This is a genomic window from Puia dinghuensis (assembly GCF_014642875.1).
Lineage (GTDB): Bacteria > Bacteroidota > Bacteroidia > Chitinophagales > Chitinophagaceae > Puia > Puia dinghuensis.
Window position 1 is genome coordinate 85,869 of sequence record NZ_BMJC01000003.1, and the last position, 23,800, is coordinate 109,668.

At 55.5% G+C, this 23,800-nt stretch carries 9 protein-coding genes; 1 reads left to right on the forward strand and 8 read right to left on the reverse strand.

Features of this window, described 5'->3' with window-relative positions; genetic code table 11:
* Positions 1–104: 104 nt before the first annotated feature.
* From IEY39_RS13685 to IEY39_RS13710, 6 genes are read right to left on the reverse strand one after another with little or no spacing between them, the layout of a single operon-like run.
* The gene (locus tag IEY39_RS13685; RefSeq protein WP_188932449.1) at positions 105–3,662 is read right to left on the reverse strand and encodes a glycoside hydrolase family 2 protein; all 3,558 of its coding nucleotides are present in this window, start codon (positions 3,660–3,662) and stop codon (positions 105–107) included.
* A complete protein-coding gene (locus IEY39_RS13690; RefSeq protein WP_188932451.1) occupies positions 3,659–5,968 on the reverse strand; it encodes a hypothetical protein in 2,310 nt (769 codons plus the stop codon). The genes IEY39_RS13685 and IEY39_RS13690 overlap by 4 nt, the downstream gene beginning before the upstream one ends.
* A 7-nt stretch (positions 5,969–5,975) precedes the next feature.
* Complete coding sequence (locus IEY39_RS13695) at positions 5,976–8,162, reverse strand: GH92 family glycosyl hydrolase (protein WP_188932453.1); 2,187 nt, start codon at positions 8,160–8,162, stop codon at positions 5,976–5,978.
* Between the two features lie 2 nt (positions 8,163–8,164).
* Positions 8,165–9,325, reverse strand: coding sequence for a glycoside hydrolase family 99-like domain-containing protein (locus IEY39_RS13700; protein WP_188932455.1), 1,161 nt, complete (start codon positions 9,323–9,325; stop codon positions 8,165–8,167).
* An 11-nt stretch (positions 9,326–9,336) separates the two neighbouring features.
* Positions 9,337–11,160, reverse strand: a complete 1,824-nt coding sequence (locus tag IEY39_RS13705) for a SusD/RagB family nutrient-binding outer membrane lipoprotein (protein ID WP_188932457.1) — start codon at positions 11,158–11,160, stop codon at positions 9,337–9,339.
* Positions 11,161–11,170: 10 nt separating this feature from the next.
* Positions 11,171–14,425, reverse strand: a complete 3,255-nt coding sequence (locus tag IEY39_RS13710; protein WP_188932459.1) for a SusC/RagA family TonB-linked outer membrane protein — start codon at positions 14,423–14,425, stop codon at positions 11,171–11,173.
* Between the two features lie 144 nt (positions 14,426–14,569).
* On the opposite strand from IEY39_RS13710, the gene IEY39_RS13715 reads away from it, so the two are divergent.
* Entirely contained in the window at positions 14,570–17,140 is a 2,571-nt protein-coding gene (locus IEY39_RS13715; protein ID WP_188932461.1) for a tRNA wybutosine-synthesizing protein 4 beta-propeller domain-containing protein, read from the forward strand.
* A 2-nt stretch (positions 17,141–17,142) separates the two neighbouring features.
* Here the strand turns inward: IEY39_RS13715 and IEY39_RS13720 are convergent, their stop codons facing one another.
* Complete coding sequence (locus IEY39_RS13720) at positions 17,143–20,067, reverse strand: glycoside hydrolase family 2 protein (RefSeq protein ID WP_188932463.1); 2,925 nt, start codon at positions 20,065–20,067, stop codon at positions 17,143–17,145.
* A complete protein-coding gene (locus IEY39_RS13725) occupies positions 20,064–23,786 on the reverse strand; it encodes a glycoside hydrolase family 3 N-terminal domain-containing protein (protein ID WP_188932465.1) in 3,723 nt (1,240 codons plus the stop codon). The genes IEY39_RS13720 and IEY39_RS13725 overlap by 4 nt, the downstream gene beginning before the upstream one ends.
* Between the last annotated feature and the right edge of the window lie 14 nt (positions 23,787–23,800).

A 23,800-nucleotide genomic window follows, 5' to 3' on the forward strand; every position in this document is an offset into this window, starting at 1 on the left:
AAATTCTTTTTAATATTTTCCAATAGCTGGGAAAAAAATTCATAAATAAAAAAAGCCGGGGTTTACCCCGGCCCTGGATTGGTTGTGTGATGTCTCTTTATATATTATTGGGACAAAGCCCTTATCATATTTGTGAGCAACCGGCCCGCCACCGGATCGGTTGTCGCTTTCTCCACCATCACCTGCGAGAGCATGATAACTCCCTTATCATCGATGCGTATGATGGGAAAGCCCCGAAGCTTATCCAATGCCGCTTCCCGTTGCGCCATCTCTCCTTGCAGGTAGCCGTGCACCCGTGTAAAAGTAGCAGGCGCGGAAAGCCCGGGCCGCCGTACTACCTGGAAAGCACCCGCACACACCGCCGGCGATTCCCGCCGATTGTTGTTGAAATAACGGAGGTCCATCGGCTCCAACCCATCAAACACGGGTGACTCCGGCATATCCATATTCATGATCTCGCCTTTCCATTCCAGCAGGCCCTTGATATAGTCCGGGTAAACCATAGCCGCCATTGTGCCTGCACCGAGCCATAGTACTTTGCCGCCACCAGAAGCGAAAGCCCGCAACCGGTGGAGGTCGTCGAGAGATGTATTTCCGGCATTCAATCCCGACAGAACCAACACCCCACCGGCAGTTAGGGCCGCGTCCAGCGAAGCGAAAGCTTTGTACCGCACCCCAAGTGTATCCAGCACACCGGACATCCGCCCGCCGGGGTCCACAAGGGCAACAGCCGGCACGTTCGCGGCAGCCCAGGCACGCGGGGCGACGATGAGATCATAATCATTTGCGGAAAGTACCTGCCCGCCACGCTCGAGCTTCAACACCAACTTCAATTCCTGCCTGCCCATCACCTCCGGCGTTATAATCTCCGGCATCACCCAGCGGCGGCCATAATAACCCACCGTATCGATCGGGACTGTGCCCGAGCCAAGGATAGCCGCGGAACCCGACACCGCGTCCGAACCCGGCACCCCGCCATCGGCCAACCGCCATTCCCAATGAAGGGTCGCCGGCGAAGCCATCACGGTATCATCCTGGTCGTTGACGACACAAACCCGCACGGGTAGCCGGTCGCGGGAATAAAAATGCCGACCCCACAGCTCCGCTGAGACCAAAAGCGGCTGCATGGCCTTTTGCATGGCATAATAAACCGGGTAAGGCTGAATGCTGTCAGCGGAGTAGACATAGCGAAACCAGGTGATGCTTGCGAAATGCATAAAGCCTGCGGCCTCGTTGTCCGTGCGCCGGAAAGCCTCCGCCACCTCCCGGGTGATAAAGGCATGCGTCCGAAGAAAATACGCGGGATCACTATAGTCATACGCATACTTCCCCACCAGCGCCTGTGCTGTCTGATGCATGAAAGTATAATAACGCACCGGATGGCCGGTCTCATTGTTAGAATATCCGGTGGACATCTCCTGGCTGATCAGCGGCCGACCTTCGTTCTTATATTTCGCCTGAAATTCCCCCTTGAACTGATCGAATATTGAATAGTCGTACCAATTGGGATACATATGAATATCGTCTATATCCCCATCATCGACAATGGTAAAGAAATCCGCTCCGAATTTCTTCTTGTTGCGCCGGTAATTGGAATCGAACACGATGGGCCGCGTGGGATCGATGGTGCGCATCTTCCGCACCACATCCGAAATGATCCGCATCTTGCGCTGGGCCCGCCCGAAGTCCGGATCGTTATCATAAAATTTCATTTCATTGTTCACCGTCCAGAGCAGCAGAGATGGATGGTTGCGGTATTTCTTTAGCAGGTCGAGGAATTCATTTTTCCAGAGTGTAATGAGGGTGGAGTCGGGCATCGTGCCCTGGATCATCAGCCAGGGCCAGGTGCCCTCATAGCTGACTCCAAGCCCTTCGCGATCGGCGGCGTCGAGCCAGGTCTCCGTAAAAGGTACCGTATGCGTACGCGTAGCATTGATATGCGCTTCGTGCATGAGCCGGCAATATTTGGAAGCCAGGCGGGCATCATTCGGCCCCAGCGGCATTGCCGTCTGGTTGGCGCCCCGCAGCCAATATCGATGCCCGTTGAGGTAGAGGAAGCCGTCCCGGCTTTCGAAGGTGCGGAAACCGCTGCGTACGATTACGGAATCGCTCCCTACTATGGAAAAAACAAAATCGTAAAGGTTGGGTTCCTCCGGTGACCACAACCGTGGGTGCAAACCGTCCACCGAATACCGCAACACCCGCTCCTCTCCTGGCTTCAGATTTACCTCCGATGCCGAAACCCCACTGCATAATCCACCAATTGCCGTATGCAAGGCGAATGTCCGATCGACGTTGCCATCGTTCTTAACCCGCACCTCCAGATCGGCCCCCGTAAGCCCCGGCTTGATAAACACATCGGCAATATGTAGCGGATCGGTGATGGTCAGCTTCACCGGCTGCCAGATGCCGGCCGGGTCGTCGACAAAAAATCCATGCGCCAGATCCTTGATCATTTTTTGGGTGACTTCTACGGTGACGGCTACGTCAGCGACCTTGTCTGCATTCTTTATATTGTTGACATAGTTGCGAAAAACTTTTACTGTAACGAGGTTTTTGCCGGGATGGAGGAGGGTGCTGACGTCGAGGGTAAAATCGCCAAACATCCCGATGTGGCTTCCGGCCTTTTGCCCATTGACCCACACCTCCGCCACTTTCGATACGGCGTCGAAGGTCAGTTCCATGTGTTTGCCTTGTATAGAGGAAGGTAGCTCGATCCATTGCCGGTACCAGCCTTCATTCGTGCGGGTATAGTCGAAGCTGTAGGATGCGCAGCGGTCGATCTCCTGCTGGTAGTATTTATCCGATGCGCCTTTGCTTTCACCCTTATAATGTTCCCCATGGAGCCAGACCCGGCTGGGGTTCCAGAAATCCGGCACGTGCAGCACATGCCAGGCGCGGTCGTCCTTCGAGGGATTTGTCGCGTCGTCCGATCGGGTAAGTTCATAGTCCGGGCAGAACAGCCAGTTGCCGTCGAGAGATAGTTGAGACCGGGCGCCGGTGAGGGTGGCGAGTTGGATGGGGCGCCAGGCGGCACGCTGCCTCTGGCGGAGCTTTTCCTTGTCGGGGGCGGGGGGCTGTAATTCCCTTGCCGGGCCGTGTAACGCCCCTTCGCTTAGCTGCTTCACCACCAAGCCATCATATTTTGTTTCCCGGTAGCTTCCGCCCAAAGTGAGCGGGCCCGCCGGGCACAACGCAGCATTCAGGTCGCGTACGTCGATCCGCGGCAGGGCCTCATCCCCCAGGTAAACCCGCATGCGATCGCCGGCCACCTGTACCCGCAAGCGATACCACTGCCCCGCCCGCACCGGAAAGCCCAGCGGCCGCAGCGCGAGATAATCGTCCGTCCCCATATAGCCCATCCGCTCGAGGTATAGCGCATCGAAGCTCCCGCCCTTGAGGCCGACAATATACCGGTCGTCCCGGTTGTTCGCGTGAAACCCCGCGCAGATATGTACATCGCCGCTGTCCATCCCCATCGCGCGGAAACTGAATTCGTAGTTACGCCAGGTGGAATCGCCATAACTGGCATAGGCGTCCTTTGTGAACAGCACGCCGCTTCTCGTTTCGCATATTCCCCTGCCTATCTTTCGGGGTTGCAATTGCGCCATACCTAACGTCGCCAACCCGCAAAAGAAAATAATAAATCCTGATCGTATCATTCTATAATTTTTTCTACATGTACCAATCGGCCCGTCGCATTCATCCCTTCCACGACCACGCGGAGCCTGCGGCTGACATCGTTGTTGTAGAATTTGAACTCCGCGGTGTGGGTGTTTGCATCCGTAATAATATAAGGGTTCCAGTACAGCGTTGGCCGCACGTCCGGCAGGAAATCTGTTTGGCTCGCCGGGTCGACGGAATAGTCGGGCGAATAGAACTGTCGCTCGGCCGCATAGCCCTCCACCAATGTATAGTTCAGTCCCTTCGTGGGCAGTGGCTTCACGTCCTCGCCCTTCTTTGTGTAGATGGCGATGGCGCCGGCCCGCGGGTTGATCACCCCGCCCATGAGGAACGGTGGATAGAATACCTTGACATAAGCGATCTCGGTTATCGGGATATCACCCACCAGATCGGCCCGCATGCCCGCCTCATCTACAAAAAAGCCCGGCGTGCTCTGACGCCATGTCACGACGGGATAACCGTCCTTATACTGCACCTCCAATCCGGGGACTACCTGCCGCAGGTAGTAGAAGATGTCCGTCGAATGCACCGCGAGCGGATCGTCCTTGACATCGAACTGGTAACCCGCTTCGCGTTTGAAGGGGCCCGTGGCATATTTTTCATCCAGGATATCCACCGGCCGCTTTGTATGCCCCTTTACAGTAACAGGCGCCAGCACCATCGCCTGCCGCTTCTTCTCCTTGTCGGCTGTCGCGGCTTCGAAATACTGTACGCGTTGCATCCCCGTCGTATCCGGGAGCCTGCTCGTGGGTGGAAGCGGGGGCGCCGGCAGCAAATTAGTACCGAGTTGCATCGACTTCCCACCATAGAACACTTTCAGGGTATCGTAGAAGACCAGTCCGCGCTGCACGAACATGCCGTCCTTACTGACAGGCACCAGCAATCGCTTCCGGCTGCTGTCCTTCGCTTGTAGGATGAGCATCACGGGCTGTCCGGCCACTGCCTCCCTGACCCTGCCCTTCAGCTCGAGGTAGCCGCTGTCCCGTGGATATCGCATCTCCGACAACCCGCCCTGCCCGAAAAAGCGCCTCCATCCATGCGTTAGCATCACGAGGTCGAGCTGCCTGGCGACGACCGCACCGCCGGAAGAAAAATAATAGGAAGGATGATAGACGGCGCCCCGGATGTCATCGCTCAGCAGCAGCGTGCTGACAATATCATCGGAGCCCGCCGGCAGGTCTGCGTCGGTGACGGAAACCGAGAGATTGGTAAACACGGTGTCGGGGACATTGACCTCGATCGCATTAAGGGCCCGCCTGCCAAGCCCGGCAGTAGCTACTTTTACATCCACCGGGAACAAATGCAGCCGGTTGTTCACGAAGCTCACCCGTTCGGCTAGTGGCTTCCATCCGGCATCAAATAATGTGTATTGCAGGATGCCTGTAGGCAGACTATCCGTAGGCACCTGTACGGCAACCTCGGTGCGCGAGGTCAAGTTCAGCTGGGCGGCATATATCACATGCTGGTTCATATGCACCACCAGGTTTAGCATGGGAGAAACTTCCGCCGTCCTCCGGACGATCACGGTACTCTGGTCCGCATGCGGCTGTACCTGCAAACCAACCCCTCCTGCGGCCGCAACAGGCAGATCGTTCCGATGCTGCTGACCCGATGCATCCGCCCACATGGCCCAATACTTCACGCCTCGCCCGGGGCGGATAAAAAAGCTGCCCATCCCGTCATGTTCCACCGTCAGCGAGTCCACGAAACTCCCGTCACTGCCCTGCACCACACCGCTGACCATCACCGGTATACCCCACTGGTTATTGGCCTTGAAAGCCACCTTGCACGGCAGACCGGTGATCAGCGCGCCGCCTTCGGGGAAAAAACCGATCTCCGTCCGTGCAGGCTCGGCATTGCGTTGTGGATGGTGAGCAACACCGGCAACCGGAATATCCCTGTCGTACAAAAGACCCGAATCGAAATTCAACATCCACTGCGTATAGACCCGCACGTGGATCGAGCCGCCGGTATATCCAGCGGGTATGTCGAACTGTCCTCTGGCAGAGGCTTCCAACACCGGAGCCGCCATATGCTTCAACAACCGACCGGTAACATCATACCAGTCAACATAGATGTTCCTGCTGAGCGTTGAGGGTTCGAAGCCTGACAGCAAATAGGCTTTGAACCAAATGGTCTCGCCCGGGCTATAGGCATATCGGTCAAAGTGCAGGTACACCTTCTCCTGTGGAAACCGCCCGGCCAACGAATCAAGTGGCGACTGGGCGGCCACTCGGGTGCCCATGCCAAGCGCCAGGCAGACATATAGGATTATTCTTTGCATGGCCAGATTATTTAACTCCCCATTCCCTGTTCGGCCGGGGGCCCATCTCCAATTCCAGGGTCCCCCCCGCTATCAGCTGCTCATGTGTGAACCATGGCGTGTCCAGCGGCGCCCCGTTCAGCGTCGCCCGCTGAATGTATTTATTCGTCTTCGAACACTCATGGGCGATAATAGTAAACTGCTTCCCGTTGGGCAAATCGATCCTCACTTTTTCGAATACGGGACTGCCGATAGCATACCGTGGTATCCCGGGTGTAACCGGATAAAACCCCATCGAAGAGAAGACGACAAACGCACTCATGCCTCCGCCGTCCTCATCGCCCGGGATGCCAAAGACATTATCCTTGAACCAGAGATCGAGCAGCAGCCGCACACGCTCCTGGGTCTTCCAGGGCGAACGGGTGAAGTCGTATAGATAAGGAATATGGAAACTGGGTTCGTTGCCCATGGAATATTGCCCCACCAATCCTGTCGCATCGGGAAATTTGTTCCAGAATTCGTACTTACTCCGGCCCAGGTCTTCCCGGAACAGTTGATCGAGTCGCGCCTCGAAGGCATCCCTTCCGCCCATCAGCCCGATGAGGCCAGGGATATCGTGCTGCACCTGCCACAAATAGGTCCACCCATTGTTCTCATCGTAATAATCCCTGCCCCCCGAGCCACCGTCATACTTGGGATCAATAAGTATCCAGGCTCCTTTGTCATCTTTGGGCAGGAACATCCGGCGTTCGGGATGCCATAGGTTGCGGTAGTTGCCCGAACGCTGCAGGAAAAAATGATAATCCGAATCCCTGCCCAACTGATGCGCCATCTGCGCGACGGCCCAGTCGTCATAACTGGCGCCCAACGTCACCGCCACTGCCTGACGGCGTTCGCGGGAATCGACCTGGGGGAAACGTTCGCTTTCGCCGATCGGTAAAGCCGGGAAATATCCGTGCGCATAATAAAAACTGTCGAGCGCCATGGCCGGACCATTCCTCCACGGCAGCATCGTAGCCTGAAGGGCATTCTTACGCATACCCTCATACGCCTTCACAGGATCATCGGCCCGGATACCTTTTCGATAATCGTCCAGGATCATGATCGACGAATGGAACCCATTCATGCAAGCATGATCGCCAAACAACACCGGAAAAGTGGGCATCCAGCCCAACTGCCGGTACATGGTCACATACGAATTCAGCATGTCCCGCTCGAGCGCGGGATCGAGAATCGCGCGAAGCGGGTGCAGCGCCAGATAGGTATCCCAGACCCAGTCGTCGACATAAAACGGCCGCGACCCGTCCGCATGTATCTGCTTGTCGAATCCGCTATAATAGCGGCCGTCTTCGGTGATATCCACCATCCGCTCGTTGCACCGGTATAATGCGGAGTAAAAAGATCGCTTTTGTGCTTCGGTGCCGCCTTCTACCTGAATCTGCCCCATCACCCTGGCCCAGGCGGCTTCTCCGGCCGATCGCAACGCCGCAAAGTCCCGTCCATCCAGCTCCTCATGGAAATTCCGTTTCGCCTGTTCGGGCCCGATGTATGATATGGCATACCGGAATTCGACGGTGTCCCCGGCCGTCCCGGGAAAGGTTATCTGCAGGCGATCGCCCGCCGCCTGCGTGGTGCCCTGCACATTGAACCGCCCATAGACATATACCGGGATATCCCCATGGTAGACCTCGGTGGCGGCCACTGCACCATCGGCAAGCGACTGCCACTTCGCGCCGCCAGGATTATACTCCCCCAACAGGATGCTCCTTAACCTGGCGCCTCCAAAGGCAAACCGGTAGATGCCCACCTTCTTCCCCGGCGCGAATTCCACCGTCACATCCTCATCCAGCAGGTAGCCGCTGTAATACCAGGGACGCGTTACCTCCGCCCCCTGGTCGCAGGCCATAGGACGCGCCCAACTTTCCGGTTCGGTTGCGCGGCATGGCTTGATCGAGAAAGCCTGACCCAGCCTGTGCGACACGATGGTCAGCGGGAAATCGGTCACCTGGTCGTCAATAAAATCCTTGCGCATCGGATACATCCGGATCAGCTGATGCGGCAGCTGCACTGTCGGCCGCGTGGGTTGCAATAAGGCCCCCACATTGCCGATGGTGGGGTCTACATATTCGAGGTTGTCTTCCGGAGATCGGTATGATGTCTGCGCAGACGCCGCCAAACCCATCATCATAAGGCACGCAAAAAATAGCTTCAACATGCTTAAGGCGTTTTAAATTCTTTCTTTACAATATTCAGGTACAGCTCGCCGTAAGGCTTCACATTATTGGTATTGACCGTATCCGGTTCCAACTGCATATCGTACTGCCACTGGTTCCAGGAATCGATCAGCACCATGCGGATGCCGTTGCTCCCCGTGTCGGCATTCATCTTGGCTACATTGCAGAGTTGCCGGAATATCGCCCCACTGTCTGTCCGGGGATAAATGGGATTGGTGCTGTTGGGCGTCGTGATCGTCGGGTCACAAGCCGGACTGATATCCGGGATATAGTTGATGCCGCCCATGCTGTCCCGGAAATACTGCCGCGAATACTCCCAGTTCTGATCCATCGTCTGCGGCAACAGATACCACCGGTCCCAGGACGTCAGCCCCGTAAAACCGCTGAGAGTATTGTGATAGATCGCATCCACGCACTTATAAAACCGATCGATATACCGGGCCGGGGGAGTCCAGGCATCCTGCATGCCGACGAAATACATTTGAAAGCCCATACCCGACAGGCGCGTCCGGATGGAATCATAGATAACACTGTCCTGGCTCGAATAGATGTTCTCGGCTGACTCGATATACAACAGCGTCTTGCCGTTTACCTTCATATAATTGGGATTGCTCATAAAGGCTGCGACCCCACGCTGAAAGTCGGTGAGGAAATTATTCATCGCCGTCGCATTCTTTTCCAGCGGGTTCGCATTGCTGATACCCAGCGCCCCGGAATTGACCACATAGGCAAGGGCGAACTTCATATTACCCGACCCATTTGCATTGACAAACGTCTGGATCAGCGTGGAATCGCTCTTCCAGTTCGTATTGTCCTTTGTAGGCGACCGGTACGCAAACAGGAAATAATCGATACCCCCGGCCTGCGCCTGGGTGATATGCCTCGCCATTACAGCAGGCGACACCGCCCCATTGGTCATGTTATAATCCCCCACCACCGGCACCCGCTTAACGGCCGCCGTCCAGGTGCTGTTGTTATAATAGAAAGCACCCACCGTATAATTCTTCGTCACAGGGATCTCGTTGATGGAATAGGCCAGGATATTACTCTGCGGCGTCGGCCCGGTATTATCCTTTCCGAGCGCCCATTTCTTACAGGAATAAAAACCCGCGATCAATAGAAAACCAAATACAATCTTTTTCATATATAGAGCAATTAAGGATGATAAGTAGAAACGAGAGTATAAGGAAAATGTCCGGCCGCAGCCGCGGCCTTCAGCTGCTGGATCGTCGTCCCATACCACTTGCTGAGATAACGCAGGTCAAAACCACCCGGCGCCAGGGCATTCCAGTCGGGGATCTTATTGGGGATCGCAAAATTGAGCTGGATATCCGGGTTGTACTCCGTATTGGCCAGCAATCCGGCATTCATCGGGTTGGCCTGGAGAAAGGTCACCGCCTGGTTATACCCGTTGGTGTTGAGCGTAGCCTCGTTGAGGTTATACGATCCCCGGCCCGGCACATCCATCCACGCCGTATGACTCGTGTAACTGGCATTGCCGCCTGGGTTCAATTCGGGTGGGAAGGTAAAGAACCGCGTCCGCCGTTGCAGACACCAGCTGTCGAACCCCTGATCGGGAAAATAGTTCATCCACTCCTGCGCCCAGATCTGGTGCAGCACATCGGTGATATTTGCATTGCTTAGATCGAACAGGTCCCAGTAGGCATTCGTATTGACGGTACCCCATTGCACGCCCGGCTGCGTCATATAGGCCGCCAGCTGCGCCGCCGATAGCCCCCAGTACGCAAAATTTGCCGCGATCGCCGCATTGTAATACACCATCGGCGCCGACGCGCCCCCATAGCCCAGCTGTGCAGCCTCCGCCTTCAGGAACAAGGTCTCGGCATAAGACAGCATGATCAGCGACCGCGCAGGATTGTTAAGGATCGCATCGTTGATCAGTGAATAAGCCGTATCGTTGATCGCCGATAGGGGATTGGTAAGACCCGTCAGCGAAGTGCTCCAATTGGGCAGCAGGGTCGTGAAATTGGCCGCCAGCGGCTTGCCCAGGTAAGGGATACCGTAGCGCACCACCCGCATGGAATCATCCGCCGTGCTGGTGAGGGTATCGGTGATCTGGAACCTCGCCGTCAAGGATGTCACCGAATCGTAATATACCGCCATACGGGGGTCCTTATAGCTCCGCAAAAACACCTGCATGAACTCCGCCATCCTGGGCGGTATCTGGTGCCCGGTCGGGGAATAGGGGTAATAGCTGTTCGATAAGATGAAGAAGAGATAATACGGGTTCTGGTTATTCGTCACGTTCTCATAGGCCATCTTCGCGGTCTCCGCCTCCGAGCCGATGAGGTTCGATTCATTGGCCATACAGTCCGTAATATGGCTGACCGCCTTGGCGCCGAGGTTCTTCATACACCGCAAGGCTACCTTCAGCCGAAGCGTATTGGCAAAATGAACCCAGCTCGTGTTATTGCCGTTATAAACTATATCATAAGACAGCTTGTCCCCCGATGGCACGATCTTGCTCGTCGCGTCCTTGAGGCTGTCAAGGATATAGGAGTAGGTCGAATCCTCGCTGTCGAAGGCAACCGTATTGAGATCATTCAGGTTGTTCGCCTGCTTCACCGGGACCGGCCCGTACTGCCCTACCAGGATCGAGTACGTGTACCACTTCAGGATACGCGCAATCTGCACCCGGTTCGTATACAAAGAATTGCCGCCATAGGTCTGGATCGTCTGGTCCAGGTTCTCCAGCACATTATTATAAGCCGTCTTCCACAGTCCCTTATCGGTCACATCATACCGGGAACCCTCCCATATCTGGTTGGCGATGTCCCAATATTGGGAATAATTGTAGGTCGAGATCTGCACATTGAGGTTCTTCACCGCCGCCTCGATCACCGCCTCCGGCGAGACGACATAAAATTTGTTCGGGTCCTGGTTGATGCTGGAGAAATTTTTCGTACAGCCGGTCACCAGCAAACCTGTCAGGACATATATATAAAGGAGTCGCTTCATAATAAAAGTTTTAGAAATTTACTTTCAGGTCAAAGCCATATTGCGCATAAGGAAAAGAGTTGCCCGCGTCGATGCCCTGTGCATTGCCCGAACTATTGGCGGCCTCCGGGTCGATGCCCTGCGGCGTATGCTTGAACAGCGTCCAGAAATTGCGCCCCACAAGGGCTATCCGGGCCCCGCGGATCGGCAGCCGGGTCAGATAGGTCTGGGGCACGGTATAGCCGAACACGATCTCGGCTATCTTGATACTGCTCGCGTCGTAGGTGATAGCCGGCGTATTGTTCACGGTCATATCCGACTCGTACGTCGTAGGGTTCATCCATACCGTGCTCTTCGCCCCCGGCTCATACCGGCCGTTCTTGTCCAGCACCGGTTTGCCGCTCGCATCCACCTTGATAGTATAGGCATTCGGATACTGCACCCCCTTCACCCGGCCCGAATCGGCATAGCGCGTAACCCCCGAACCCACCGTCTGACCGATGCCTTGCTGCTCGTTGCCATTCTCGCCCAGGATCACCGAACTCAGCAACCAGGCGTCCCTGCCCAACAGGCTGTACTGCGTCACCCCCAGGAAGTTGGCGCGGCCATAGGACGCCGAATAGATCTTGCCATGCCACTTGACATTGAAAAGGATCGAGAAGTCGAACCCGGCATAGGTAAAGGTGGATCCCAGCGACCCGATCCAGTCCGGGTGGAAATTACCCAGCGGGGTATTGGGCTGCACAACGGCCCGGCCATTGGCCTGTACCAGCGTCGTATCCCCGACCTTATACGGGGCATTGCCATTCAAATAACCATAGGGCGACCCCACCTTCGCATTGACATAGACACCCAGGTTCTGCGCCAGCACGAAATTGTTCACCCCCGGCGCCAGGGATACCACCATATTCCGGTTCATCGACCAGTTGGCAATGAGATTCCAGTTGAATTTCTTCCCCCGGATGACCTTGGCGTTCAGCGAGAGCTCGATCCCCTTGTTGGTGATCACCCCGGCATTGATAAAGCGGGTGCTGAAACCCGTCTCCGGCGCCGTCTGCGCCGTAATGATCTGGTTGGTCGCCCGCGTACTATACACTGTTCCGTTGAAACTGATGCGATCGTGAAACATCGTCACATCGATGCCCGCTTCCCGCGAAACGGTCTGCTCGGGTTTGAGATTCGGATTGTTCAGCTGGTTATTGCTCGTATAGTTGATATACGGATTACCAAGGAAGATGCCCCCATAGGTATAAGGCGTGATCAGCGCCTGCGCCGGGGCCGAGTTGCCCACCTGCGCCCAGGAAGCCCGCAGCTTACCATAGCTGATCAGGTCTGTGTTATTCAGAAAATCGCTGAAAATAAAACTGCCGCTCACCGATGGATAGAAGAAAGAACAATTGTTCACCGGCAGCGTGGAAGACCAGTCATTCCGTCCGGTGACATCCACGAACAACCAGTCGCGGAAGCCGATGGTCACGTTGCCGAACAGGCTTTGCGTATTGGTCTTAGATTCGGCTTCCGATACCGTCGGAACCGCATTGCTGTTCAAAATGGAAGGCATATTGTGCACCAGCAGCGCCGCCACCCTGGCGGACCGCACCAGTGTGTTATTGGTGGCCAGTTCCGCCCCGGCATTGGCCGTCAGGTTGAAATCGCCGCTCAGCTGTTTGTTGAACATCAGCAAACCCTGGTAATCATTATTGATCGAGTGCTGTTCCAGGTTACTGTAGGAACCCTGCGGCGTCTGCAAGCCACCGAGTTCGCGATATTGCCAGGAGCTGAGGAAATCCATATCGGTGGCGCCCTGCAACCGGAGGCTAAGCATTTTGTTCAGCCTGCTCGTGGCCGTAATGCCGCCGATGACGCGGTTGTGCGTGTCCTCGTTCTTGTCCTCATACAGCGACCAGAACGGGTTCTCGAAGCTGTTGGCACTGCCCAGCGCGATGGAGTTGCCGGTGAGTGGATTCACATAGGGATTCAGCGCCGAGATATTGAAGCTGCGCGGCATATACACATAGGCGGCCATCGGACTGGCCGGATCGAGATTGCGCACTGTACGATCCTTGGTGTCCTGGTTCGTATACAGTACCCAGGTATCCAGGGTCAGCCAGTCGATCTTCCGCGTACCGCTGAGACTTACAGTGTTCCGCTTGATGATATTCTGGTTCTTCAACACATCATCGGCATAGACATTCTGATAGGACAGCCGGAAACTGCCGTTGGCGTCCCCCTTGCTGATGGACAGGTTCGACGAGTTGGTAATGCTCGGCTTATAAAAAGAGGTAATGTTCCCCGGCTGTGGACTGTAGCCGCCCGGGATCAGCTGACCCGCAAAGTTATCATAGGGCTGTCCCAGCATCGGCATGCCCCAGGTGGTGCCGACCGAACCCATCCGCGCGGCCCCGGTCCCGGGGACAATATTGTTGTTGTTGGTGACGAAGACACCGTTGCTCCCTTCTCCATATTCGTTCTGATAAGCCGGGAACTCGCTGATCGTGCTCCACATCGTGTTCTGGTTGAGCGAAATGCCCAGGGTCTTGTCCCCGGTCTTCCCCTTCTTGGTCGTCACCAGGATGGCGCCATTGGCGGCCCGCGATCCATATAAGGCCGCGGCATTTGGCCCCTTCAGCACTTCGATCGACGCAATATCATCGGGGTTGAGGTCAGCCGCTCCATTGCCATAGTCCAGGTTATCGCCCCGGGTATCACCCATATCGTTCTGAATAGGAACTCCATCCACCACCCACAAGGGCTGGTTGTTCCCTGTAATGGAATTCTCCCCCCTGATCTGCACCCGGGTGGAAGAACCGGGCTGACCGGTGGTAGTCACCTGCAAGCCGGATACTTTCCCGGCGAGCGCGTCGGTGATATTGACGTCCCGGGCCTCCGTGATCCGGTCGGGGTCAATCGACTGAGAAGAATAACCAATGGATTTTTGCCTTTTGGTAAGTCCGAGCGCGGAAATCACAATGACATCCTTTAAGTCTTTGGTCGAAGTACCGAGGGTGATCCGCAGGTCTGTCTGCCCGTTGATCGGGACATCCTGCGTGGCATAACCCACGATCGATACCGTCAACACGCCTTTTTGAGCATCTTCGACGTTGATCGTAAATCGTCCGTCCGGCCTGCTCAGCGCGGAAGCGGTTCTCCCCTTTAATAAAATGGTAACGCCTTCGAGGGGCTCCCCCTTTTCATTGACCACGGTACCCCGGATGGGGATTTTTTGACCGTAAGCGAAGGCGACGATGAAAATGCATGTTGTTAAGCAGACTAGCAATCGTTTCACAGCCGTTAGTTTTTAATGATGAATGAGCCGTGAAACTACCCCGGGGGTGATAATAATTGATTAATGAAATATTAATGGGTGGACGGGTAACTAAAAATTTACTAAGTTGTGTGCGGAATGTGGCCATTTTCGAAATCGACTGCTATGCCCAACAGGAAAACAAGGATATACGCATTGCGTTTTTTGTGTATAATTACGCTTGGGTCAGTAGCATTAACTTCTTCCGGCCAGGCTGTTCCCTCTTTTGGCCTGGGGTTTTACAACAACGAGACTGTACAGGACAGGCGGACCAGCCTCGACCTCACCCCGGAAGCAGCCTTTGCATTTCATGGCGGTAGCGTCGATCTCAGTTTCGACTTTTCCTTCCTGCCCGGCCACACTAATTTCTTCGGCTATATCCTCCGGCTGATAAAAAACAACACCCAGAACATCGACCTCCTTTATGATAAGGTCAATCTTGCTGTGGGGCATTTCCGGATGGTCGCCGGCGATAACCCGCCTTTCGCCACTTTCACCCTGGACAGCGGTCATCTTTTCAATACCTGGAATACTTTGCATCTTACCATCGATGCCGGTCAGGACCGGCTGACCCTACGAATGGGTAAGGAAGTTTTTGTGCAAAACGGCCTGCACCTGTCCTCAAAAGATAGCTTCCGCATCTGCTTCGGGGCCTGCCCGGTTCCGCCCTTCAAGACCACCGATGTGGCACCTATGAAAATCAGAGATATCCGCATCACAAAAGGACGCGACCTGCTTTATTATTGGCCCCTCAACGAGGAAAAAGGCGCGACGGCGGTGGAAACCCTCGCGGGAAAGAATGGTTTAGTGGTCAATCCACTCTGGCTCCGCAGCACCCATTACGAATGGAAACCCCTCGACAGCCTGGTCATCGACGGAGCGGCCAGCTGCGCCTTCGACTCGCGGGACGGTGTCCTCTATCTTGTCGGGCGGGACTCTCTGACCCTCTACAACCTTAGTTCGGGTACCCGCCAGGCCCTGCCCTATGCATCCGGCCGGCAGGATCTCCATGTCGGTAACCAGTCGGTCTTCGATGCTTTCAACCGAAAACTATACAACATCTTTCCCGATCAGCAGATCGCTGCCGCTTTCGATCTGACCAGCCTGCGATGGGATGCGAAATATAAACCCGGGGATATCAATTTCTGGCATGTCAATAAGTTCTGTTCGGTGCTCGACAGCTCTATCTATGTATTGAATGGATATGGCCACATGCGATACCGGAATTCCGTTTTTCGGTATCATATCCCTACCCACAGCTGGGAAAGCGTAATTCCGGGCGGGGACTCCGTTGTTCCGCGCTATCTTGCGGCAGCCGGCGCAACCGACCGGGCAGACACCCTCTACCTCATCGGGGGCTATGGCAGCGCCAGCGGGCAACAAATACTCAGTCCCCACAATCTCTACGACCTGATGCGCTTCGACGTCCGCACAAGGACCTTCAAACGGCTGCACGAACTCTCCCCTTCCGCGGATGGCTTCGCCTTTGCCAACTCACTGGTCATCGATCAGAAGAACAGGTGCTTTTATGGGCTTACCTTCAATAACGGAAAATACTACACCAGTCTCCAGATGATAAAGGCATCCCTCGATGCACCGGGCGACCAGGCAGTCGGCGACCAGATACCCTATCCTTTTCATGATATCGAATCATTCGCCGATCTCTATTATAGTCCCTCGGCCAACCGGTTTCTGGCGGTGGTGCTATTTACCGACAGCACCACGACGCGTCCCCTGCACACCTGGGTCCACCTCTATTCCCTCGACGGGCCACCCGAACCTTATATCGCGGAAACAGCGCCCGTTGCCTCTCCACACAACCACAACTGGTATATCTGGACCGCCCTCATTGTCCTTGTGACCGGTGCGGCTTTCTATCGCTATCGCAGGCGCCCCGCCAGGCTACAACTGGAGGCCCCCGTCCCCCGCCCGGCGCCCGCGCCATTCACCCCCGTTCTCGTCACTACCGCCCCAGTCACCGGGGCTGCCATCTTCCTCTTCGGCGAAATGCAGGTCTTCGACCGGGAGGGCAACGATCTCACCCGCCAATTTTCTCCCCTGGTGAAACAGCTGTTCCTGCTTATACTGCTCTATTCATTGAAGAACAACCGCGGCGTCAGCTCCGAAAAACTCAACGAAATTTTATGGTTCGATAAGGATGAGAAAAGCGCGAGGAACAACCGTTCGGTGAATATCGCTAAACTAAAGGCCCTTCTCGACAAAACGGGTGGATGCAATCTCGGCAAGGAAACCGGATACTGGAAGATCGATATCGATGTGCAAATGGTTCGCATCGACTATCTCGAGTATCTGGCGATCGTCCAAAACAGGGAGGCCGTGGACAAGGGCGCCATCGAAGCCCTTGCCACCATCACCCATCGCGGTAGCCTGCTGAGCGACGTCGAATACCCGTGGCTCGACCCTTTTAAGTCCGATGTGTCCAACCATGTCATCGACACCTACCTGCATTTCGCCCGGCACAATCCCGCCGATCCCGAATTCATGATCCGCCTGGCGGACTATATCTTCTACTTCGATGCTGTCAACGAAGACGCGATGATCATCAAATGCAGGGCCCTGGCGCAACTGGGCAAACATTCCCTGGCCCGCAACACTTATGCCGCTTTCCAGAAAGAGTACAAACACCTCTACGGCCAGGACTTCGAACGCGACTTCCACAGCGTCTTACAACAATAGTCCTATGGCCGGTCATATGCTGAATCCAGCTCTTTCAAAAAATCGGGTTGATTACACGTGAACCTGCCCTTAAAACTCCCTTTGACAACAAAATGATTCCATCCCTGATGCAATCGCAGCGCCCTGGTAACTCCTTTTCCTTTTGCCACCAACGCCTCGTTCAACCACACCTCCCCACTGCTTTCTTCCTCCAGGTTCACCACGGGAATATTCGGCTCGCTAAGCAGATCATCCAACGATCGTGGGCTCAACACCCAGAACTCACTTGCACCATTAAGCGACAACTCCCCGTTGGGCAATAAGGGCTTGCCCATGACGCTGCATTCATTCAAGTGAACGCCCAGGTTGCCAAGCAGCATCCGTACAGCCTTTGCCGCCTTATCCACCCGCGGCGCCACTGGTAGCGTACTCATCACCAGTCTGCCCCTGCCCAGCGATAGCACCACCAACACCGCGCCCGGTGGCTTTGTCTCCAGCTGCGATCGCAGCACCATGGCCGTCTTGGCATATTCCGGCTGCTTGTTCCATTTCAACCAATCCGTGCCACAGGCTTGCAGCAGAACCAGACTGCTATCCACCAATGGGCCGCCGAGCGTATAGTCCACGATCTCCGGGGGCCGCATTTCCGAAAAATACATGTCAGCCGCTGTGATCCCTGCCGTAATACTATCCTGTCCCACCGGCAATAGCGAGGAAGCCTTCCGTGGATATAGCTCCAATCTTGCCGGCAGCAGCTTGTTCAATTGGGTAAGCATTTCCGGCCGTACGCCCCACACCACAGCCATTCCGCCATGGGCCGTCACTTTGTCGATCTCCCCAAGCCCACGCACTCCATCTATAAACACCACTTCCCCGGACTGCCCGGAGTGTGCGACAGGCTGCCGCTTCACCACCGGCGTATCGGCCATCCACCTCGCCGAATTGGCCCCGGTGGCGGCATCCCGAATTGCGTCGAATAAAGGCCAGGTGCGATACATTGGTAAGGCGGGATCGTATCCCGGATTGAGAGTGGTGCAATAGGGTCCCAATCGCTCGGGCTGTACGCCTGGTTCGCCCTCTTTGAAATGGGTGAAATAAACCCCGTCTTCCAATCGAGGTGGCCGCGTCGTATCCTTCATCCCCAACGGTAAGGGCCGCAGGCCATACCAAACCATATTGAATACGCTTTGGTAGACGGCATTCCGCTCTTTTTGCGCCATCAACGATCGGCATGACGATGCTGCTACTCCCTCCATCCGCCCTTCGAAGGATTCATAGGCCCGCATCCCATTCGTTTGGGCCACCTGCTCCGGCGTCCCGTAATACGCATTCCCGGCTTCTCCAACGCCCCAGGGTTTGCCGCTCTTTTGCGCCCTGTTCATCGCATCCATGCCACCATAGTGAACAAGATACACCGGGAACCTTCCTTGGCCATCCTCTTCTCCATCGGCGGATATCCATGTGCGTGTGGGATCGAGCCGCCGGCAGATCGTTGCCCATTCCTCATCATACTTCAAGAGGGTATCAGCCATCCCGGGCGGGTCGTGGAAGACATTGCGTACAACGGGCATGATCTCGTTGGAGACACTCCAGCCGAATATAGAAGGATGATTCCGGTCGCGCAGGATCAGTTCGGTTAGATGTTGCTTGCTGTCCTGCCAGTATAAAGGGTCATCGAGCTTTGGTCCCCCATCACTCGCCCACATCGCGCTTTCGTCCAGGACCAGGATGCCCATCTCGTCGGCTACATCCAGGTAAAATGAAGGATAAGGCTGCGCATGTAAGCGAACGGCATTCAATCCCGCGTCCCGCATGGCCCGGTACCAGGCCTCCGCATAACGGCGGCTCATCTGCGGAATGCCGAGAAAATGCCAGGAGTCGCCCCGCATGACGATGGGCTTGCCGTTGAGCAATACCTGGTTGCCCTGCAGGCTCACCTGTCTCCAGCCAAATCGGGTGGATCTTGCATCTACCGCCCTACCCTTTTCGTGCACGGTTGCTATGAGGTTATATAGATTGGGCGCCTCGGTCGACCAATACTTCAACCTCCCTTTTACCACCGCGGACAACACCACTTTGGCCTCGCCACGAGCGGGGACGCGAACCACCCGGGCGGGCAACGTCAACCCTGCAGCCACTGCATCGACAGTGACAGTTGTCTCCCTATCCCGGTGATTCACCAGCGAAACCTCGGCCTGCAACGTATCCACATCCACCCGCGGTTGCACGAACACGTTGGCAACATGCACATCGGGCAGGGCCACGACAAACACATCCTGCCAGATACCCGCAATATGTTGTCCCCAGAAGGAGCCCGCCTGGTAGTTGCGGCGGCCGTAATTACCCCGATGATCGAAAAGAGAAGCCTTTCGAACGCCCACGCATAGCTCGTTGTCGCCACCGGGTCGCACAGCATCCGTTATATCGATATCGAAAGGAAGAAAGATGCCGAAATGAGTGCCCACGGGTTTTCCGTTCACCACCACCTGCACATCCCCGGCCACGGCCTCGAAATGAAGTTGAATACGCCGGCCTTCCCAGCCGCGGGGGACAAAGAATTTTTTCCGCAGCCATCCCAGCTTGCATTTTTCCCATGCTGCAGGATAACTGGGATAACATCGGAAATCGCCCCCCTGTCCATTTCTGTCGGCAAAGCTATTTACATTCCACGGAGATGGGATGCGAATGGGCGTCCTATCCCATCCGGCCTGGTCGATGCCGGCAAGCTCGGGTGCGGGATCCACGCCCTCTTTAAACCCGGTGGGCAGCGACAACGGCTCGAACTGCCAGAGCCCATCGAGACAGATATCGTCCCGGTATGGCTTCTCCCCTTCCTGCACGAACATCCGTGAGGGAGCAAATACGCCCGCATATTCCGTATGCTGACCGTAATTCACCAGCGGCGCCGCCAGCACCAGCACCAGCAGCATCCATTGTCTTTTTATCATAATGATTGTTTACCTATGGTGAGTCCACCGGAGATCGTTGCTTTTTTCCATTCGTTCGTAACCGACCAGCGGGCCAAATCGCCGTCAGTGCCGGTGAGCACCACCGTTTGCACGGCCGGCGTTGCAGTCCAATCAGCGGCCGAGAGAGTAATTTTTATCCTAACCCTGGCGCCTTTCAACCCTTCCAGCGCAAGGGACTGCTCGCCGTCTTTTAATGGAATGATCCTGGATGCCAGCGGCCGGTGGTCCTCTCCCTCGGTTTCAATGGTGAGCACCGCGCTGCTCTTTTTGGGAACGCTGGCATTGTAACGGAGAGTGGAGATGGCCGTTTTTATATCGCGCCATTCCGTAACAACTTCTCCATTGCGTAACCCACCGATCCCTTTTTCGCAGAGCTCTTTTATAGTTGAAGGAGAAAGACAATTGCGCGCAACGAGCACTTCATCCATGGCAAACCTGCCGTGACCGAATCGCGGCGCACCGCCGATGATATCGAGCGGCCCCGCATAGGCCTTCTGGGCTGCACTCTTATCCAGCCGGCCATTTATGTACAGGGTTCCTTTGTTGTTTTCCGCATCGTATGTGTAAGCAAGATGCACCCATTGTCCGGTAGGCACTCTTGCGTTGCCTTTGAGATCCCTGTCCTGGAAGGACAACAGCAACGCTTCGTTCTGCACGCCTGCAGCGAGAACAGTGCCTGTATTATCCACATCGGCGCCCATCGGCGCCTGACCACCGAAGAACATGGCCTGGCCGTTTTCGTAGCTATCCACCTTTACCCAGCTTGCCAGCGTGAAAGATTTACGGTACAGGTCGAGGCCTCCGGCCGGGATGAAAGTTTGCTTATCCGAGCTGTAAAATGCCCACCCATTCTTACCATTCGGGTATTGAGCGGCTCCCTGCACCTTCAGCGACGCGCCCGACACATCGTCTTTGGCGCCCGCCTGGTCGAAATCCAGGTACAGCAGCGGGTTTTGCAGGGCAAGCCCCACGCCACCCGGCGCCATGAGCCTTTGCTCGCTGCCATTGCCGATACGTACCCGGTAAGCACCAGCAGCGGGGAAGGCATAACTATATTGCACATCCCGTCGCTCTCCGGCCTTCAACACTAACAGCTGCGAAACCACAGCATTGTCATTCACCATTATGCGCAAGCTGTCACTATAAGGTACACTTCCCCCATTCACCGCGGTTGCTTCATAATGCAGCACCCCATCATCGCCTATCGAGAGCCGCGCGTTGTCAAGCGTAAGCATGGCGGGGCTTTGCGCTACATTCACCGGCCATGTAAGCAGCTTTTTCCCTACGATCACCGTGATAGTTTGCCGGCCGCTGCGGTACAACGTCACCTCGAACGTATGGGTGAAAGATTGGCCGGGGTCTATTTCACTGCGATAGTCATCGAGTAAGGTCTCGCCATATATTTTGATATCGGCCACATCTGTGATATTTCCCTCGTTGGTCACGGTAACCGTCACAGGGAAGGCCACGCCGCCTTTAACGCCCGATGGCGCCTGGATGCCCGGCATGAAGGAAGCCTTGTAGCGGGTGTTTATTTCGAATTCCCCCGAAACGCCCTCTTTCGGATCGTTGTACCCTATTTTCCCTTTATGCTCCGTATTACCGGGCGGCGATTCAGGACTTACGCCACCCACATGGACCCGGTACCTGCCCAGCTCCACGACCCTTTCCATCGACGCATCGAGCAGCGAAAGTTGGTAGGGCGACAGGCGGAAGCCGATGGTTTTCTTTTCCCCTGTATCGAGGTGCACCCGCTGAAAGCCCTTCAGAGTGATGACAGGCGTAATAACAGAGCTGATCATATCCGTAAGATACAACTGGGCCACTTCATCCCCCGCGCGGTTGCCTGTGTTCTCTATGTCTACCGACACGGCAACAGTGCCGTCGCCGTTTACAGCGGTTGTAAGATTGGAGTAATGGAAGGTCGTATAGCTTAGCCCGTATCCGAACCGGTAGAGCGGCGTAAAAGGCATGTCGTAGTAGTCATAGTTGCGACCCGAGGGCAAATAATCATACCGTAGCGGCAACTGCCCCACATGGCGCGGAAAGGTAACCGGCAGCCTCCCCGAAGGGTTGGCATCGCCGAACAGGATATCGGCGGTGGCGTTGCCGCCTTCTTCACCGGGATACCAGGTTTCGAGAATGGCAGCAAGGTGTTCCGCCTCCCAGGTGAGGACAAATGGCTTACCGTTTACCAGCACCAGCACCACCGGCTTTCCGGTGGCGGCAATACGCCTGATCAACTGCCGCTGGACGCCCGGGATCTCCAGCGTGGCTCCATCCACATTCTCGCCGGTGGTGTTTTTTTCTTTATGCTCGATGGCGGGATTGTTGTTAGAATAATCTCCCACTACCACAACGACAGCATCTGCTTTGGAAGCCGCGGCCGTCGCTCTTTCAAAACCCGACGAATCCATCGACTCCACATTACAGCCTTTTTCATATAATATCGTCGTACCGGCACTCACATGCGATTTGATGCCCTGCAACACCGTTACCAGCTGACCGGGGCCCGCCTTTGCCGAGTAATCGCCCGTCTGCGCCATATCGGCATTCGGACCGATAACGGCAATCGTTTTGATGTCCTTTGATAACGGAAGCAGGTTGCGGTCGTTTTTCAACAATACCGAGCCTTTAATAGCCGCTTCCCTGGCTAATTCCCGGTGCGGGGGAATATCGTATACCGGCAGCTTTTCCCAATTCATTTTATCGGGTCCCGGCCGATCGAATAAGCCAAGGCGGTATTTGGCCCTGAACACCCGGCGCAGGTTTACATCGAGATCCCTTTCCTTTAGCACACCTCTTTTGATGGCGCCGGCCAGCGTAAATGCATTCACAGAACCACACTCTATATCGACGCCAGCCAATATCGCCATTTTCGCGGCCTCATCGAGATTATAGACTACGGATTGTTTTCGGAGGAAATTTTCCGGGGCGCTGCAGTCGGAAACGACGATGCCATCGAAGCCCCATTCTTCCCGCAGTATTTTTTGCAGCAGCTCGTTGGATCCATTGTCGGGAACCGCGTCCCAGGTACTGTAGGCGGCCATGACCCCGCCGGCATGCGCTTCTTTGATCGCCGCACGGAATGGCACCAGGTGCACGTTGCGCATCGTACGGTCGGACAAGCCCACATCGTGGCTGTCGCGCCCGCCCAGCGGCTCCCCATGCCCGGCAAAATGCTTAGGCACGGCAATCATCCCTTCATTCTGGAAACCATTGATCCAGGCAACGCCCATCCGGCTCACGAGATACGGGTCTTCGCCATACGTTTCCTCCACCCGACCCCATCTCACATCGCGCGCCACATCCAAAACGGGCGACCAGGTAACCCGTAAACCTGCCGCCTTCGATTCAATAGCAGTCGTTTTACCGATATTATGGACCAGCGCCGTATCGAAGGTGGAAGCCATGGCAATAGCCTGTGGAAATATCGTCGCGCCCGTTGAATAGGATTGGCCATGCAACCCTTCTGTCTTTAGCATAGCCGGCACTTTAAGCCGGGGGATGCCCTTGGAACCCCAACTATCGCTAAGCTGTACTATCTTTTCTTCCAGGGTCAACCGCGGCAGCAGATCGGTAATGCGCGCCTCGATAGATAGGTTAGAATCCAGGTAGGGTAATGTTTGCTGCGCCCGGGCATTAATTATGCAAAATACGATGGATGAAACCAGTAAGATCAGCTTTTTTTTACTCATATAGCTTGTAAATC